The 16,344-nt window shown below is 63.1% G+C and carries 11 protein-coding genes; 10 read left to right on the forward strand and 1 reads right to left on the reverse strand.

Annotated features, from left to right (window positions below):
* The 5 genes from rplA (at position 1) to rpoC (ending at position 10,675) form a co-directional block, all read left to right on the forward strand.
* Complete coding sequence (rplA, locus tag ACG02S_RS03765) at positions 1-711, forward strand: 50S ribosomal protein L1 (RefSeq protein WP_394469102.1); 711 nt, start codon at positions 1-3, stop codon at positions 709-711.
* A gap of 290 nt (positions 712-1,001) precedes the next feature.
* Positions 1,002-1,538: a 50S ribosomal protein L10 gene (gene rplJ, locus ACG02S_RS03770; protein WP_394469103.1), complete on the forward strand. Its 537-nt coding sequence runs from the start codon at positions 1,002-1,004 to the stop codon at positions 1,536-1,538.
* A gap of 51 nt (positions 1,539-1,589) precedes the next feature.
* On the forward strand, positions 1,590-1,970 hold the full coding sequence (gene rplL, locus ACG02S_RS03775; protein ID WP_394402178.1) for a 50S ribosomal protein L7/L12: 381 nt from the start codon (positions 1,590-1,592) through the stop codon (positions 1,968-1,970).
* Positions 1,971-2,324: 354 nt separating this feature from the next.
* Entirely contained in the window at positions 2,325-6,446 is a 4,122-nt protein-coding gene (rpoB, locus tag ACG02S_RS03780) for a DNA-directed RNA polymerase subunit beta (protein ID WP_394469104.1), read from the forward strand.
* A gap of 11 nt (positions 6,447-6,457) precedes the next feature.
* A complete protein-coding gene (rpoC, locus tag ACG02S_RS03785) occupies positions 6,458-10,675 on the forward strand; it encodes a DNA-directed RNA polymerase subunit beta' (protein ID WP_394469105.1) in 4,218 nt (1,405 codons plus the stop codon).
* 56 nt (positions 10,676-10,731) lie between these two features.
* Here the strand turns inward: rpoC and ACG02S_RS03790 are convergent, their stop codons facing one another.
* Positions 10,732-11,196, reverse strand: a complete 465-nt coding sequence (locus tag ACG02S_RS03790; protein WP_394469106.1) for a putative toxin-antitoxin system toxin component, PIN family — start codon at positions 11,194-11,196, stop codon at positions 10,732-10,734.
* A gap of 135 nt (positions 11,197-11,331) precedes the next feature.
* Between ACG02S_RS03790 and rpsL the strand changes: the two genes are divergently transcribed.
* The 5 genes from rpsL (at position 11,332) to rpsJ (ending at position 16,193) form a co-directional block, all read left to right on the forward strand.
* The gene (gene rpsL, locus ACG02S_RS03795) at positions 11,332-11,706 is read left to right on the forward strand and encodes a 30S ribosomal protein S12 (protein WP_199596310.1); all 375 of its coding nucleotides are present in this window, start codon (positions 11,332-11,334) and stop codon (positions 11,704-11,706) included.
* A 156-nt stretch (positions 11,707-11,862) separates the two neighbouring features.
* Positions 11,863-12,333 carry a 30S ribosomal protein S7 gene (rpsG, locus tag ACG02S_RS03800; RefSeq protein WP_119046632.1) on the forward strand — a complete coding sequence of 157 codons (471 nt, stop codon included), beginning with the start codon at positions 11,863-11,865 and terminating at the stop codon, positions 12,331-12,333.
* Between the two features lie 68 nt (positions 12,334-12,401).
* Entirely contained in the window at positions 12,402-14,507 is a 2,106-nt protein-coding gene (fusA, locus tag ACG02S_RS03805; RefSeq protein WP_394469107.1) for an elongation factor G, read from the forward strand.
* Between the two features lie 119 nt (positions 14,508-14,626).
* On the forward strand, positions 14,627-15,817 hold the full coding sequence (gene tuf / locus ACG02S_RS03810) for an elongation factor Tu (RefSeq protein ID WP_394469099.1): 1,191 nt from the start codon (positions 14,627-14,629) through the stop codon (positions 15,815-15,817).
* Between the two features lie 64 nt (positions 15,818-15,881).
* Positions 15,882-16,193, forward strand: a complete 312-nt coding sequence (rpsJ, locus tag ACG02S_RS03815) for a 30S ribosomal protein S10 (RefSeq protein WP_056194266.1) — start codon at positions 15,882-15,884, stop codon at positions 16,191-16,193.
* Positions 16,194-16,344 lie beyond the last annotated feature (151 nt).

The following is a 16,344-nucleotide window of genomic DNA, read 5'->3' on the forward strand; positions in this document are numbered from 1 at the left end:
ATGGCCAAGCTCACCAAGAAGCAAAAGGCGCTGGCTGGCAAGGTCGAGTCGACCAAGCTGTACGCGCTGACCGAAGCCCTGGACCTGGTCAAGAGCCTGGCCTCGGCCAAGTTTGATGAGTCCATCGACGTCGCGGTGCAACTCGGCATCGATGCCAAGAAGTCGGACCAGGTCGTGCGTGGCGCCGTCGTGATGCCCAACGGCACCGGCAAGACCAAGCGCGTCGCCGTGTTTGCCCAAGGCGCCAAGGCTGACGAAGCCCGCGCTGCCGGTGCCGATGTCGTCGGCATGGAAGACCTGGCCGAGCGCGTCAAGGCGGGCGACATGCCCTTCGACGTGGTCATCGCCTCGCCGGACACGATGCGTGTCGTTGGTACGCTGGGCCAGATCCTGGGCCCGCGCGGCCTGATGCCCAACCCCAAGGTTGGCACGGTTACGCCGGACGTCGCTACCGCTGTCAAGAACGCCAAGGCTGGCCAGGTCCAGTTCCGCGTCGACAAGGCCGGCATCATCCATGGCACCCTCGGCCGTCGGTCGTTCGACACCGACAAGCTGGAAGGCAACCTGCGCGCGCTGATCGAAGCTCTGAACAAGAGCAAGCCGGCGTCGAGCAAGGGCGTCTACCTGCGCAAGGTCGCGGTGTCCTCGACGATGGGTGTTGGCGCCCGCGTCGAAATCGCATCGATCAACGCTCAGGCCAACGCCGCCTGATCGACAACCAGGCCTTCGGGCCTGGGTACTGAATCTGCGCGGGGCGAGTCTGGCTCCGGGCAACAAAGATTGGTGGGGCGCCGGCCGGGCAACCGGACGGCGCGTCATCCAAGACCGCTGGTGGAGACCCCTTAAATCAAAGTCGCCGATTCGTCGGTGATGGAGAACCAGCGCAGATGGCGGTCCCGCTGAAAGAAGTTCGTTCCTGACGTGTTTCTTATCAGATGGTCGCTGAATCCCTGGCGCTCTCAAAGCCGCAAGGCCGAGGGGGCAAATGTGAGGAGTAGACCTTGAGTCTCAATCGCAACGAGAAGGCAGCCGTTGTCTCCGACGTCGCAGCGCAAGCAGCGAAGTCGCAGACGTTGGCGTTGGCCGAGTACCGTGGCCTCACCGTGGAAGCCTTGAACAAGCTGCGCGTCGACGCGCGTGCCAAGGGTGTTTATCTTCACGTGCTGAAGAACACCCTGGCCCGTCGCGCCGTCGCCGGCACCCCGTTCGAAGCTGCTGCGGAGAGCATGGTCGGCCCGCTGATCTACGGCTTTTCGGAAGACGCTGTCGCTGCTGCCAAAGTCATCGCTGACTTTGCCAAGACCAACGACAAGCTCGTCATCAAGGGTGGTGCCTACGGTGGCAAGGCTCTGGACGTCAATGGCGTGAAGGCTCTGGCCTCCGTCCCGTCCAAGGAAGTCCTGCTGTCGCAGATCGCTGGCCTGCTGCTGTCGCCGGTGCAACGCACCGCGGCCGTGCTGGCTGCCCTGGCTGCCAAGCGTGGCGAAGGCGCCGCTTCCCCGGAAGCTGCTGCCGAAGAAGCCCCGGCTGCCGCCTGATCGACGAACAACGCGTATCCACGCAACCCATCTGTTATTTAGGAACACATCATGGCATTCGATAAAGACGCTTTCCTGACCGCCCTGGACAGCATGTCCGTTCTGGAACTGAACGACCTGGTCAAGGCAATTGAAGAGAAGTTCGGCGTGTCTGCCGCTTCGATGGCTGCTCCGGCCGCCGGTGGCGCTGGCGGCGGTGCCGCTGCTGCTGCTGAAGAGAAGACCGAATTCAACGTCGTGCTGGTCGAAGCCGGCGCGCAGAAGGTCGGCGTCATCAAGGCCGTCCGTGAAATCACGGGCCTGGGCCTCAAGGAAGCCAAGGACCTGGTCGACGGCGCTCCGAAGAACGTCAAGGAAGGCGTGTCCAAGGCTGACGGCGAAGCCGCTGTCAAGAAGCTGGTCGAAGCCGGCGCCAAGGCTGAGCTGAAGTAAATCGGACCGGCGAGTCTTCGGGCTCGCCGACCGAATCTGGTTTGTCCAGATTCAAGAAAGGGGTTGCCGACAGGCATCCCCTTTTTCGTCTTTACGGGTATCTCCCCGTAGAGAACAGTTGAAAGAACCGCGCGCTGTATGATGCGCGGTTCTTTCACGTGTTCTCTGATCCGACTGCAGAGAACCAGTTTGGTCGGACTTGGGTCAGCATCCATTGCGGGGCCCGAGTTGTCCGCCAGCGGTTGGTAGTGGCCAACCACCAAGCTAGGCAGCCGCCCGTCCTGGGTGTGTGAGCCAGCCAGTCGCCGACGCAGTGCGTTCCACGGCCGGGAGCGCACTCGACACGGAGTGTTTATGGCGCAAGCAACCCCCTACAGCTACACCGAGCGCAAGCGGATCCGCAAGAGCTTCGGCAAGCGCGAGAGCGTTCTCAACGTTCCCTATCTGCTGACCATGCAGAAGGACAGCTACGTGGCCTTCCTGCAGAAGGACGTGGCCCCCGCCAAACGCAAGCCCGAAGGGCTGCAGGCGGCCTTCCTCTCGGCGTTCCCGATTGTTTCGCACAACGGTTTCGTCGAGATGAAGTTCCTCGAGTTCAACATCGCCAAGCCGCCGTTTGACACCCGTGAGTGCCAGCAGCGTGGGTTGACCTATGCGGCCGCCGTGCGTGCGCGCCTGCAGATGATCATCTATGACCGTGAATCGCCCCAGGCGAAGACGGTCAAGGAAATCAAGGAGCAAGAGGTCTACATGGGCGAAGTGCCCCTGATGACCGACTACGGCTCCTTCATCGTCAACGGTACCGAGCGCGTCATCGTGTCGCAGCTGCACCGTTCGCCGGGCGTGTTCTTCGAGCACGACAAGGGCAAGACGCACTCGTCGGGCAAGCTGCTGTTCAGCGCCCGCATCATTCCCTACCGCGGCTCCTGGCTGGACTTCGAGTTCGACCCGAAGGACATCCTGTACTTCCGCGTCGACCGCCGCCGCAAGATGCCGGTCACGATCCTGCTGAAGGCCATCGGCCTGAACCCCGAGCAGATCCTGGCCCACTTCTTCGTGTTCGACAACTTCCGCTTGATGGATGTTGGTGCGCAGCTCGAATTCGTCGCCGACCGCCTGAAGGGTGAAGTCGCCCGCTTCGACATCGTCGACAAGTCGGGTGCCGTCATCGTCGAGAAGGACAAGCGCATCACCGCTCGTCACGCGCGCCAGCTGGAACAGTCCGGCACGCAGCACATCTCGGTGCCCGAAGACTTCCTGATCGGCCGTGTGCTGGCCAAGAACATGATCGACGCCGACACCGGCGAGATCATTGCCAAGGCCAACGACGAGCTGACGGAAGCGCTGCTGAAGAAGCTGCGCCAGGCCGGCATCAAGGAAATCCAGTGCCTGTTCACGAACGAGCTGGACGAAGGCGCCTACATCTCGCAGACGCTGGCGTCTGACGAGACCGAGACGCAGCTGGCCGCCCGTGTCGCGATCTACCGCATGATGCGCCCTGGCGAGCCGCCGACGGAAGACGCTGTCGAAGCGCTGTTCAACCGCCTGTTCTACAGCACCGACACGTACGACCTGAGCCGTGTCGGCCGCATGAAGTTCAACGCGCGTGTCGGCCGTGACACGCCCGAAGGCAACATGAACCTGTCCAACGAGGACATCCTTGACGTCGTCAAGATCCTCGTCGAACTGCGCAATGGCCGCGGCGAAGTGGACGACATCGACCACCTGGGCAACCGCCGCGTGCGTTGCGTGGGCGAACTGGCTGAGAACCAGTACCGCTCCGGCCTGGCGCGTATCGAGAAGGCAGTCAAGGAACGTCTGGGCCAGGCCGAGACCGAAGCCCTGATGCCGCACGACCTGATCAACTCCAAGCCGATTTCTGCGGCGCTGAAGGAGTTCTTTGGCGCGTCGCAGCTGTCGCAGTTCATGGACCAGACCAACCCGCTGTCGGAAATCACGCACAAGCGTCGTGTTTCCGCCCTGGGCCCGGGCGGTCTGACCCGCGAGCGCGCCGGCTTCGAAGTCCGTGACGTGCACCCCACCCACTACGGCCGCGTATGCCCGATCGAAACGCCGGAAGGCCCGAACATCGGCCTGATCAACTCGCTGGCGCTGTTCGCACAGCTCAACGAGTACGGCTTCCTTGAAACGCCGTACCGCCGCGTCGTGGACGGCAAGGTGACCGACCAGATCGACTACCTGTCGGCCATCGAGGAAGGCAAGTACGTCATCGCCCAGGCGAACGCCACGCTGAACTCGACCGGCGAGCTGACGGACGAGCTGGTCTCAGCCCGTGAGAACGGTGAGTCAGTGCTGACCTCGCCCGAGCGCATCCAGTACATGGACGTAGCGCCGACGCAGATCGTGTCGGTGGCGGCGTCGCTCGTGCCGTTCCTGGAGCACGACGACGCGAACCGCGCGTTGATGGGCGCCAACATGCAGCGCCAGGCCGTGCCGGTGCTGCGCCCCGAGAAGGCATTCGTCGGCACGGGCGTCGAGCGCGTCGCCGCGAAGGACTCGGGCACGGTGGTGGCCGCGCGTCGTGGTGGTGTTGTCGACTACGTCGACACGAACCGCATCGTGATTCGCGTGAACGATGACGAGACCGTGGCCGGTGAGGTCGGTGTCGACATCTACAACCTGATCAAGTACCAGCGTTCCAACCAGAACACCAACATTCACCAGCGCCCCATCGTGCGTCGTGGCGACAAGGTGGCGGCCGAGGACATCATTGCCGACGGCGCGTCCACCGACATCGGCGAGCTGGCCCTGGGCCAGAACATGCTGGTCGCGTTCATGCCGTGGAACGGCTACAACTTCGAAGACTCGATCCTGATCTCGGAACGTGTCATCGCCGAAGACCGCTACACCTCGATCCACATCGAGGAACTGGTCGTCAACGCGCGTGACACCAAGCTGGGCTCGGAAGAAATCACCCGCGACATCCCGAACCTGTCCGAGCAGCAACTGGGCCGCCTGGACGAGTCGGGCATCGTCTACATCGGTGCCGAAGTGAATCCGGGCGACGTGCTGGTCGGCAAGGTCACGCCCAAGGGCGAGACCACGCTGACGCCGGAAGAGAAGCTGCTGCGCGCCATCTTTGGCGAGAAGGCTTCGGACGTGAAGGACACGTCGCTGCGCGTCGACCAAGGCACCAGCGGCACCGTCATCGACGTGCAGGTCTTCACCCGTGAAGGCATCCAGCGCGACAAGCGCGCTCAGCAGATCATCGACGACGAGCTGAAGCGCTACCGCCTGGACCTGAACGACCAGCTGCGCATCGTCGAGAGCGACGCCTTCGACCGTATCGAGAAGCTGCTGAACGGCAAGGTCGCCAACGGCGGCCCGCAGAAGATCGCCAAGGGCACGAAGATCGACAAGGAATACCTGGCTTCGGTCGAGAAGTTCCACTGGTTCGACATCCGCCCGGCCGAGGAAGACGTCGCCAACCAGCTCGAGTCGATCAAGAATTCGCTCGACCAGACGCGTCACAGCTTCGACCTGGCCTTCGAAGAGAAGCGCAAGAAGCTGACGCAGGGCGACGAGCTGCCCGCTGGCGTGCTGAAGATGGTCAAGGTCTACCTGGCCGTCAAGCGTCGCCTGCAGCCTGGCGACAAGATGGCCGGCCGTCACGGCAACAAGGGTGTCGTGTCCAAGGTCACGCCGATCGAAGACATGCCTTACATGGCCGACGGCACGCCTGCCGACATCGTGCTGAACCCGCTGGGCGTCCCGTCGCGGATGAACGTGGGCCAGGTGCTGGAAGTGCATCTGGGCTGGGCCGGCAAGGGCATCGGCCAGCGCATCGGCGACATGCTGCAGCAGCACTCCAAGGTGGCTGAGCTGCGCAAGCTGTTCGACCAGCTCTACAACCAGAGCGGCGGCAAGACCGAGAACATCGACGACCTGACCGATACGGAAGTGCTGGAGATGGCCGAGAACCTCGCCAAGGGCGTGCCCTTCGCGACGCCGGTGTTCGACGGAGCCAAGGAAGAAGAAATCCGCGGCATGCTGAAGCTGGCCTACCCGGACGACATCGCCGCCAAGAAGGGGCTGACCGAGACGCGCACCCAGGCCTGGCTGTGCGACGGCCGCACCGGCGAGCAGTTCGAGCGCCCCGTCACCGTCGGCTACATGCACGTGCTGAAGCTGCACCACTTGGTAGACGACAAGATGCACGCCCGCTCGACCGGCCCGTACTCGCTCGTCACGCAGCAACCGCTGGGCGGCAAGGCGCAGTTCGGCGGCCAGCGTTTCGGCGAAATGGAAGTCTGGGCGCTGGAAGCCTATGGCGCCTCGTACATCCTGCAGGAAATGCTGACGGTCAAGTCCGACGACGTGAACGGCCGCACCAAGGTCTACGAAAGCATCGTCAAGGGCGAACACGCCATCGAAGCGGGCATGCCCGAATCGTTCAATGTGCTGGTCAAGGAAATTCGCTCCTTGGGCATCGACATTGAACTGGAACGCAATTAAGGAGCAGATGCATGAAGGGACTACTCGACCTTTTCAAGCAATTCACCCCCGATGAGCATTTCGATGCCATCAAGATCGGCCTGGCTTCTCCGGAGAAGATCCGCAGCTGGTCGTTCGGCGAGGTGAAGAAGCCCGAGACCATCAACTACCGCACCTTCAAGCCGGAACGCGACGGCCTGTTCTGCGCCAAGATCTTTGGCCCGATCAAGGACTATGAGTGCCTGTGCGGCAAGTACAAGCGCCTGAAGCACCGCGGTGTCATCTGCGAGAAGTGCGGCGTTGAAGTCACGCAGACCAAGGTCCGCCGTGACCGCATGGGCCACATCGACCTGGCGGCGCCCTGCGCGCACATCTGGTTCCTGAAGTCGCTCCCCAGCCGTCTGGGCCTGGTGCTCGACATGACGCTGCGCGACATCGAACGCGTGCTGTACTTCGAGGCGTACGTGGTCGTCGACCCGGGCATGACCCCGCTGAAGAAGTTCTCGATCATGAGCGAGGACGACTACGACGCGAAGCGCATCGAGTTCGGTGACGAGTTCATCGCACTGATGGGCGCCGAAGGCGTGAAGAAGCTGCTGGAGGACATGGATCTCGACATCGAGATCGACCGCCTGCGCAACGACATGACCGGCTCCGAGCTGAAGGTCAAGAAGAACTCCAAGCGCCTGAAGGTCATGGAGGCCTTCAAGAAGTCCGGCATCAAGCCGAACTGGATGGTCATGGACGTGCTGCCGGTGCTGCCGCCTGACCTGCGTCCGCTGGTGCCGCTGGACGGCGGCCGCTTCGCGACCTCCGACCTGAACGACCTTTACCGTCGCGTCATCAACCGCAACAACCGCCTGGCCCGCCTGCTGGAGCTGAAGGCCCCTGAAATCATCGTGCGCAACGAAAAGCGCATGCTGCAGGAAGCCGTCGACTCACTGCTGGACAACGGCCGCCGCGGCAAGGCGATGACCGGCGCGAACAAGCGTGCCCTCAAGTCGCTGGCCGACATGATCAAGGGCAAGAGCGGTCGTTTCCGTCAGAACTTGCTGGGCAAGCGCGTTGACTACTCGGGCCGTTCGGTCATCGTGGTCGGCCCGACGCTCAAGCTGCACCAGTGCGGCCTGCCCAAGCTGATGGCGCTCGAACTCTTCAAGCCGTTCATCTTCAGCCGTCTCGAAGCCATGGGCATCGCGACGACGATCAAGGCTGCGAAGAAGGAAGTCGAGTCCGGCACGCCGGTGGTCTGGGACATCCTGGAAGAAGTCATCAAGGAGCACCCGGTTCTGCTGAACCGCGCCCCGACGCTGCACCGCCTCGGCATCCAGGCCTTCGAGCCCGTGCTGATCGAAGGCAAGGCCATCCAGCTGCACCCGCTGGTTTGCTCGGCCTTCAACGCCGACTTCGACGGTGACCAGATGGCCGTCCACGTGCCGCTGTCGATCGAGGCGCAGATGGAAGCCCGCACGCTGATGCTGGCCTCCAACAACGTGCTGTTCCCCGCGTCCGGCGAACCGTCCATCGTCCCGTCGCAAGACGTGGTGCTGGGTCTGTACTACGCCACCCGCGAGCGCACCAACGGCAAGGGCGAGGGCCTGATCTTCTCGGACATCCCGGAAGTGATCCGCGCGCTGGAAAACGGCGTCGTCGAAATCACCGCCAAAATCAGCGTCCGCCTGACCGAGTACACCAAGGACAAGGACAGTGGCGAATGGGTCGCCGAGACCAAGCTGACGGATACCACCGTCGGCCGTGCACTGCTGTCGGAAATCCTGCCTAAGGGCCTGCCCTTCAGCAACATCAACAAGGCGCTGAAGAAGAAGGAGATCAGCAAGCTGATCAACACTTCTTTCCGCAAGTGCGGCCTGAAGGAAACAGTCGTCCTGGCCGACAAGCTGCTGCAAAGCGGCTTCAAGCTCGCCACGCGCGCCGGCATCTCGATCGCCATCGACGACATGTTGGTGCCCAAGGAGAAGTACACGGTCATCGATCGCTCCGAGAAGGAAGTCAAGGAGATCGAGCAGCAGTACGTCTCCGGTCTGGTGACCGCCGGCGAGCGCTACAACAAGGTCGTCGACATCTGGGGCAAGGCCGGTGACGAAATCGGCAAGAAGATGATGGAGCACCTGAAGGTCGAGAAGACGGTGGATCGCAACGGCAAGACCGTCGATCAGGAGTCCTTCAACTCGATCTACATGATGGCCGACTCGGGCGCGCGGGGTTCCGCCGCCCAGATCCGCCAGCTGGCCGGCATGCGCGGCCTGATGGCCAAGCCGGACGGCTCCATCATCGAAACGCCCATCACGGCGAACTTCCGTGAAGGCCTGAACGTGTTGCAGTACTTCATTTCCACCCACGGCGCCCGTAAGGGCCTGGCGGACACGGCGCTGAAGACCGCGAACTCCGGCTACCTGACGCGGCGTCTGGTGGACGTGACCCAGGATCTGGTGGTCATCGAGGACGACTGCGGCACCGACAACGGCATGGCCATGCGCGCGCTGGTTGAAGGTGGTGAAGTCATCGAATCGCTGCGCGACCGCGTGCTGGGTCGTGTCACCGCCATCGATGTCGTGCACCCCGAGACGCAGGCGCCGCTGCTCGGCGCCGGCAAGATGCTGGACGAAGACACGCTGGACGTGCTGGAGGCTGCTGGCGTCGACGAGATCAAGGTCCGCACGCCGCTGACCTGCGCCACGCGGTTCGGTCTGTGCGCCAAGTGCTACGGCCGCGACCTGGGCCGTGGCGGCTTGGTCAACACCGGGGAAGCTGTGGGCGTCATCGCCGCGCAGTCCATCGGTGAACCGGGCACGCAGCTGACGATGCGGACCTTCCACATCGGCGGTGCCGCATCGCGCGCAGCCGTGGCCTCCAGCGTCGAAGCCAAGTCGGACGGCATCATCGGCTTCAACGCCACGATGCGCTACGTCACGAACGGCAAGGGCGAGCTGGTGGTGATTTCTCGCTCCGGCGAGATCGTCATCTCCGACCCGCATGGTCGCGAGCGTGAGCGTCACAAGGTGCCTTACGGCGCGATCCTGAACATCAAGGCCAGCCAGGTCATCAAGGCCGGCCTGGTGCTCGCGAACTGGGACCCGCTGACCCGCCCGATCATCACGGAGTTCGCCGGCCAGGCGAAGTTCGAGAACGTCGAGGAAGGCGTGACCGTCGCCAAGCAGGTGGACGAAGTGACCGGCCTGTCGACGCTGGTGGTCATCGACCCGAAGCGCCGCGGTGCCGCGAAGATCATCCGCCCGCAGGTCAAGCTGCTGGATGCTCAAGGCCACGAGGTCAAGATCCCCGGTACCGACCACTCGGTGGCCATCGGCTTCCAGGTCGGCTCGCTGATCCAGATCCGCGACGGCCAGGAACTGCTGCCCGGTGAAGTGCTCGCCCGTATCCCGGTCGAAGGCCAGAAGACCCGTGACATTACCGGCGGTCTGCCGCGTGTGGCGGAACTCTTCGAAGCCCGCTCGCCCAAGGACGTCGGCGTGCTGGCCGAGCAGACCGGCACCGTGTCGTTCGGCAAGGAGACCAAGGGCAAGATCCGCCTGCAGATCACCGACCCGGACGGCAAGGCGCACGAGGAACTGGTGCCCAAGGAAAAGAACATCCTGGTGCACGAAGGCCAGGTGGTCAACCGCGGCGAGCTGATCGTCGACGGCGCGGCGGACCCGCAGGACATCCTGCGCCTGCTGGGCATCGAGGAGCTGGCGCGCTACATCGTCGACGAAGTCCAGGACGTGTACCGTCTGCAGGGTGTGAAGATCAACGACAAGCACATCGAGGTGATCGTTCGCCAGATGCTGCGTCGCGTGGTCATCACCAACCCGGGCGACACGCATTACATCCTGAACGAGCAGGTCGAGCGTTCCGAGCTGCTGGATACCAACGACCGCATGCGCAAGGAGGGCAAGACGACGGCCACCCATGCAGACCTGCTGCTCGGTATCACGAAGGCCTCGCTGTCGACAGACTCCTTCATCTCCGCCGCTTCCTTCCAGGAAACGACCCGCGTGCTCACCGAGGCTGCCATCATGGGTAAGCGCGACGAGCTGCGTGGCCTGAAGGAAAACGTCATCGTCGGCCGCCTGATCCCCGCTGGCACCGGCATGGCCTTCCACGAGGCGCGCCGTGCCAAGGAAGCAATGGACGACGCCGAGCGCCGCGCCATCGCGCTGCAGGAAGCTGAAGAGCTGGCGGCGGCACAGATGGCCGACGTCGACGCCGGAGCGGGCAGCGCCGAGTAATCAGCGCTACTTGTCCGACGAAAGCCGCCCGGGTTCGCCTGGGCGGCTTTTTAATTTCAGAGCTCCGGCGACCAAACCTCCGGCTTGACGATCAGCAGCCCGCGCGGCTTCGCCCGCTTTGCCAGCGCCAGCAAGGCTTTGTCGCGCGACACCAGCCAACGGGCACCGGCGGCCAGCGCCAGGTCGATGAACTTCTGGTCGTCGGGGTCTCGGCAGACCAGCCGGCCGGCGAGCGGTTGTGGCGGGGCGATATCGACGGGTTGGGCGTGGGCGTCGAACTGCGCCTCGATGAGCGCGAGGTCGGGGGCGTAGCGGGCCGCCACGCCGCGGCCCAGCACGTGGCGGATCTCGTCGCGCATGGCCGCTGCGACCAGCCAGCGAAGTCCACCCGAAGTCAGTGCCGCCGCCAGCGATTGCGCCCGCGGGTCGCTGAACACCAGCCAGTCCATGACGACCTGGGTGTCGACGACGATGGCCGGTCGAGTGTCGGGAGATTCCGTAGGTGCGGCGGGGAAGGGCATCCGAGCAGCTTAACCGCCGCCCTTGTGCCGAAAACCCGGGCGGTCTACAATAGCCGGCTCTCCGCATTTTGGGTGCTGCATTCGTGCGCGCTCGAAAAATGGAGATCACTGACTTCAAACGGGAACAAGTCGTTTATGCCAACCATCAATCAACTCGTGCGCCAAGGCCGTGAAGCCGAAGTCACGAAGTCCAAGTCGCCTGCGATGCAGAACTGCCCGCAGCGCCGCGGTGTCTGCACCCGCGTCTACACCACCACGCCGAAGAAGCCGAACTCGGCTTTGCGTAAGGTCGCCAAGGTGCGCCTGACCAACGGCTTCGAGGTCATCTCCTACATCGGCGGCGAAGGCCACAACCTGCAAGAACACAGCGTCGTGCTGGTTCGCGGCGGCCGTGTGAAGGACTTGCCTGGCGTTCGCTACCACATCGTGCGTGGTTCGCTCGACCTGCAAGGCGTCAAGGATCGCAAGCAGTCGCGGTCCAAGTACGGCGCGAAGCGTCCGAAGAAGTAAATCGTTTGTTCGGTTCAGTCGCCACTGACTGATCCAACGTTGTTGCGGTTCCCGAAATTTCTCGGTGGCCGAGTAAGTGGATGACCCCAGATGTCGGTGGTTGTCCAGCGGAGTGAGGCGATCAGCCCCTCCAACTGAAGCAAAAGGAAGAGTGCCATGCCACGTCGTCGCGAAGTACCCAAGCGCGAGATTCTCCCGGACCCCAAGTTCGGTTCCGTCGATCTGTCCAAGTTCATGAACGTCATCATGGAATCGGGCAAGAAGGCCGTCGCTGAGCGCATCATTTACGGCGCTCTGGACCAAGTCGAAAAGAAGATCGGCAAGGACCCGCTGGAAGTGTTCATGGTCGCCCTGAACAACGTGAAGCCCATGGTTGAAGTGAAGTCCCGCCGTGTCGGCGGTGCGAACTACCAAGTTCCCGTGGAAGTTCGCCCCGTCCGCCGGATGGCCCTCGCCATGCGCTGGTTGAAGGAATCCGCTCGCAAGCGCGGTGAGAAGTCGATGGCCCAGCGTCTGGCCAACGAGCTGCTGGAGGCCGCTGAAGGCCGTGGCGGCGCGATGAAGAAGCGCGACGAAGTCCACCGCATGGCAGAAGCCAACAAGGCCTTCTCGCACTTCCGCTTCTAAACCACTGTCTTTCGGCCGCCTCGGGTTTCTACCAACCCGCTGGCGGCTCCTGTCTTCTGGAGCAAACCATGGCCCGCAAAACCCCCATCGAGCGCTACCGCAACATCGGTATCTCCGCGCACATCGATGCTGGCAAGACCACCACGACCGAGCGCATCCTCTACTACACCGGTGTGAACCACAAGATCGGTGAAGTGCACGATGGCGCCGCCACGATGGACTGGATGGAGCAGGAGCAAGAGCGCGGCATCACGATCACGTCGGCCGCGACGACCTGCTTCTGGAAGGGCATGGACCTCGCCCGCCCCGAACACCGCATCAACATCATCGACACGCCCGGACACGTCGACTTCACGATTGAAGTCGAGCGTTCGATGCGCGTGCTGGACGGCGCCTGCATGGTCTATTGCGCCGTCGGTGGCGTGCAGCCCCAGTCGGAAACCGTCTGGCGCCAGGCCAACAAGTACAAGGTGCCCCGCCTCGCGTTCGTCAACAAGATGGACCGCACCGGCGCGAACTTCTTCAAGGTCTACGACCAGATGAAGCTGCGACTGAAGGCCAACCCCGTGCCCGTCGTCATCCCCATCGGCGCTGAAGAAAACTTCACCGGCGTGATCGACCTCATCAAGATGAAGGCGATCATTTGGGACGAAGCCTCGCAAGGCATGAAGTTCGCCTACGAAGACATCCCGGCCGACCTGCAGGCCGACGCTGTCAAGTGGCGCGAGAACCTGATCGAAGCCGCCGCCGAGTCCAGCGAAGAGCTGATGAACAAGTACCTGGAGTCGGGTGACTTGGACGAAGCGGAAATCATCCAGGCCATCCGCACCCGCACCATCGCCGCTGAAATCCAGCCGATGTTCTGCGGCACCGCCTTCAAGAACAAGGGCGTGCAACGCATGCTCGACGGCGTGATCGACTTCATGCCGTCGCCCATCGACGTGCCGCCCGTGCCGGGCACTGACGAAGACGACCAGCCCGTCGTCCGCAAGGCCGACGACAACGAGAAGTTCGCCGCGCTGGCCTTCAAGCTGATGACCGACCCCTACGTCGGTCAGCTGACCTTCGTGCGCGTCTACTCCGGCGTGCTGCAGTCGGGCGCCAGCGTCTACAACCCGATCCGCGGAAAGAAAGAGCGCATCGGCCGGATCCTGCAGATGCACGCCAACCAGCGTGAAGAAATCTCGGAAATTCTGGCCGGCGACATCGCCGCCTGCGTGGGCCTGAAGGACGTCACCACGGGCGAAACCCTGTGCGATCCCGAAGCCATCATCACGCTGGAGAAGATGGTCTTCCCCGAGCCCGTGATCTCGCAGGCCGTCGAGCCCAAGACCAAGGCCGACCAGGAAAAGATGGGCATCGCCCTGGGCCGTCTGGCCAAGGAAGACCCGTCCTTCCGCCTGCGCACCGATGAAGAATCGGGCCAGACCATCATTTCCGGCATGGGCGAGCTGCACCTGGAAATCATCGTTGACCGCATGAAGCGCGAGTTCGGCGTGGAAGCCAACGTCGGCAAGCCGCAAGTGGCCTACCGCGAAACCATCCGCAAGACCGCCACCGACGTTGAAGGCAAGTTCGTTCGCCAGTCGGGCGGCAAGGGCCAGTACGGCCACGTGGTGCTGACGGTCGAGCCGCAAGAGCCGGGCAAGGGCTTCGAATTCGTTGACGCCATCAAGGGTGGCGTGGTTCCTCGCGAGTACATTCCCGCGGTCGAGAAGGGCGTCATCGACACCCTGCCGAACGGCGTGCTGGCCGGCTTCCCGGTCGTGGACGTCAAGGTCACGCTGACCTTCGGTTCGTACCACGATGTGGACTCGAACGAAAACGCCTTCAAGATGGCCGCTTCGATGGGCTTCAAGGAAGCCTGCCGCCGCGCCAGCCCCGTCATCCTCGAGCCGATGATGGCCGTGGAAGTCGAGACGCCTGAAGACTACGCCGGCAACGTGATGGGCGACCTGTCCAGCCGTCGCGGCATGGTGCAGGGCATGGACGACATGGTCGGTGGCGGCAAGGCCATCAAGGCTGAGGTGCCGCTGTCGGAAATGTTCGGCTACTCGACGACCCTGCGTTCGATGTCGCAAGGCCGTGCCACGTACACGATGGAGTTCAAGCACTACAGCGAAGCTCCGAAGAACGTGGCCGACGCCATCATCACGGCGCGCGGCAAGGGCTGATCCGCCTCTAAAGATCGTCTTCACAGCGGCCCGCCCGCTTCGCCAGTCGGCGGGAATCACGGGCGCTGTGGAAACGCTAAACCAACAGACTGGCGAAATGCTCTTTTCTGGAGATTGAAATGGCAAAAGGCAAGTTTGAACGTACGAAGCCGCACGTGAACGTGGGCACGATTGGTCACGTCGACCACGGCAAGACCACGCTGACGGCAGCGATCGCGACGGTGCTGTCCAAGAAGTTCGGCGGCGAGGCCAAGGCCTACGACCAGATTGACGCAGCGCCGGAAGAAAAGGCCCGCGGCATCACGATCAACACCGCACACGTCGAGTACGAGACGGCCAACCGCCACTACGCGCACGTTGACTGCCCCGGCCACGCCGACTACGTCAAGAACATGATCACGGGTGCCGCCCAGATGGACGGCGCCATCCTGGTGTGCTCGGCCGCTGACGGCCCGATGCCCCAGACCCGCGAGCACATCCTGCTGGCTCGCCAGGTCGGCGTGAAGTACATCATCGTCTTCCTGAACAAGTGCGACATGGTCGACGACGCCGAGCTGCTCGAGCTGGTCGAAATGGAAGTGCGCGAGCTCCTGTCCAAGTACGACTTCCCCGGCGACGACACCCCCATCATCAAGGGTTCGGCCAAGCTGGCGCTGGAAGGCGACGCAGGCGACCTGGGCGAACAAGCCATCATGCGCCTGGCCGATGCGCTGGACACCTACATCCCCCAGCCGGACCGTGCCGTTGACGGCGCCTTCTTGCTGCCGGTGGAAGACGTGTTCTCGATCTCGGGCCGCGGTACCGTGGTGACCGGTCGCGTCGAGCGCGGCATCATCAAGGTCGGTGAAGAAATCGAAATCGTGGGCATCCGCGAAGTCCAGAAGACCACGGTCACGGGCGTCGAAATGTTCCGCAAGCTGCTGGACCAAGGTCAAGCAGGCGACAACGTCGGCATCCTGCTGCGCGGCACCAAGCGTGAAGACGTCGAGCGCGGCCAAGTGCTGGCCAAGCCCGGCTCGATCAAGCCCCACACCCACTTCACGGCAGAAATCTACGTTCTGTCCAAGGAAGAGGGCGGCCGCCATACCCCGTTCTTCAACAACTACCGTCCCCAGTTCTACTTCCGCACGACGGACGTGACCGGTGCTGTGGAGCTGCCGAAGGACAAGGAAATGGTCATGCCCGGCGACAACGTCGGCATCACCGTGAAGCTGATCGCGCCGATCGCGATGGAAACCGGCCTGCGCTTCGCCATCCGTGAAGGTGGCCGTACCGTCGGCTCCGGCGTCGTCGCCACGATCCTCGCGTAATCACTGCGTGACCGCGCATCGGGCGCTTGCCGCCCGATGCGCACCCGCTCTTTAAGGAACAGTCATGCAAAAGCAAAAGATCCGCATCCGTCTGAAGGCGTTTGACTACAAGCTGATCGACCAGTCGGCTCTAGAAATCGTCGAGACCGCCAAGCGCACCGGCGCCATCGTCAAGGGTCCCGTGCCCCTGCCCACGCGTATGGAGCGTTTCGACATCCTGCGTTCGCCGCACGTCAACAAGACCAGCCGCGACCAGTTCGAAATCCGCACCCACCAGCGCCTGATGGACATCGTTGACCCGACCGACAAGACGGTTGACGCGCTGATGAAGCTCGACCTGCCCGCCGGCGTCGACGTCGAAATCAAGCTGCAGTAATTCCGAGGCCTGCTGGCTTCTGAATCGCAAGGCCCCGCGCCTGTCTCGACAGGCCGGGGCCTTGCCTTTTGCGCGGATGCGGCGTCCGGTACTTGCATCCAGACTATCCCGCAGGCTATACTCACCAGCTTTTCCGGGTTGGCCTGTGCCT

Origin of the sequence: Pelomonas dachongensis (genome assembly GCF_043555865.1) — a bacterium.
Lineage (GTDB): Bacteria > Pseudomonadota > Gammaproteobacteria > Burkholderiales > Burkholderiaceae_C > Pelomonas > Pelomonas dachongensis.

Excerpts from the sequence above, each read along its gene's own strand:
- tuf (WP_394469099.1), top strand. The coding sequence starts at position 14,627 with ATGGCAAAAGGCAAGTTTGAACGTACGAAGCCGCACGTGAACGTGGGC.
- rpoB (WP_394469104.1), top strand. The coding sequence starts at position 2,325 with ATGGCGCAAGCAACCCCCTACAGCTACACCGAGCGCAAGCGGATCCGC.
- rpsJ (WP_056194266.1), top strand. The coding sequence starts at position 15,882 with ATGCAAAAGCAAAAGATCCGCATCCGTCTGAAGGCGTTTGACTACAAG.
- rplL (WP_394402178.1), top strand. The coding sequence starts at position 1,590 with ATGGCATTCGATAAAGACGCTTTCCTGACCGCCCTGGACAGCATGTCC.
- ACG02S_RS03790 (WP_394469106.1), bottom strand. The coding sequence starts at position 11,196 with ATGCCCTTCCCCGCCGCACCTACGGAATCTCCCGACACTCGACCGGCC.
- rpsG (WP_119046632.1), top strand. The coding sequence starts at position 11,863 with ATGCCACGTCGTCGCGAAGTACCCAAGCGCGAGATTCTCCCGGACCCC.
- rpsL (WP_199596310.1), top strand. The coding sequence starts at position 11,332 with ATGCCAACCATCAATCAACTCGTGCGCCAAGGCCGTGAAGCCGAAGTC.
- rpoC (WP_394469105.1), top strand. The coding sequence starts at position 6,458 with ATGAAGGGACTACTCGACCTTTTCAAGCAATTCACCCCCGATGAGCAT.
- fusA (WP_394469107.1), top strand. The coding sequence starts at position 12,402 with ATGGCCCGCAAAACCCCCATCGAGCGCTACCGCAACATCGGTATCTCC.
- rplA (WP_394469102.1), top strand. The coding sequence starts at position 1 with ATGGCCAAGCTCACCAAGAAGCAAAAGGCGCTGGCTGGCAAGGTCGAG.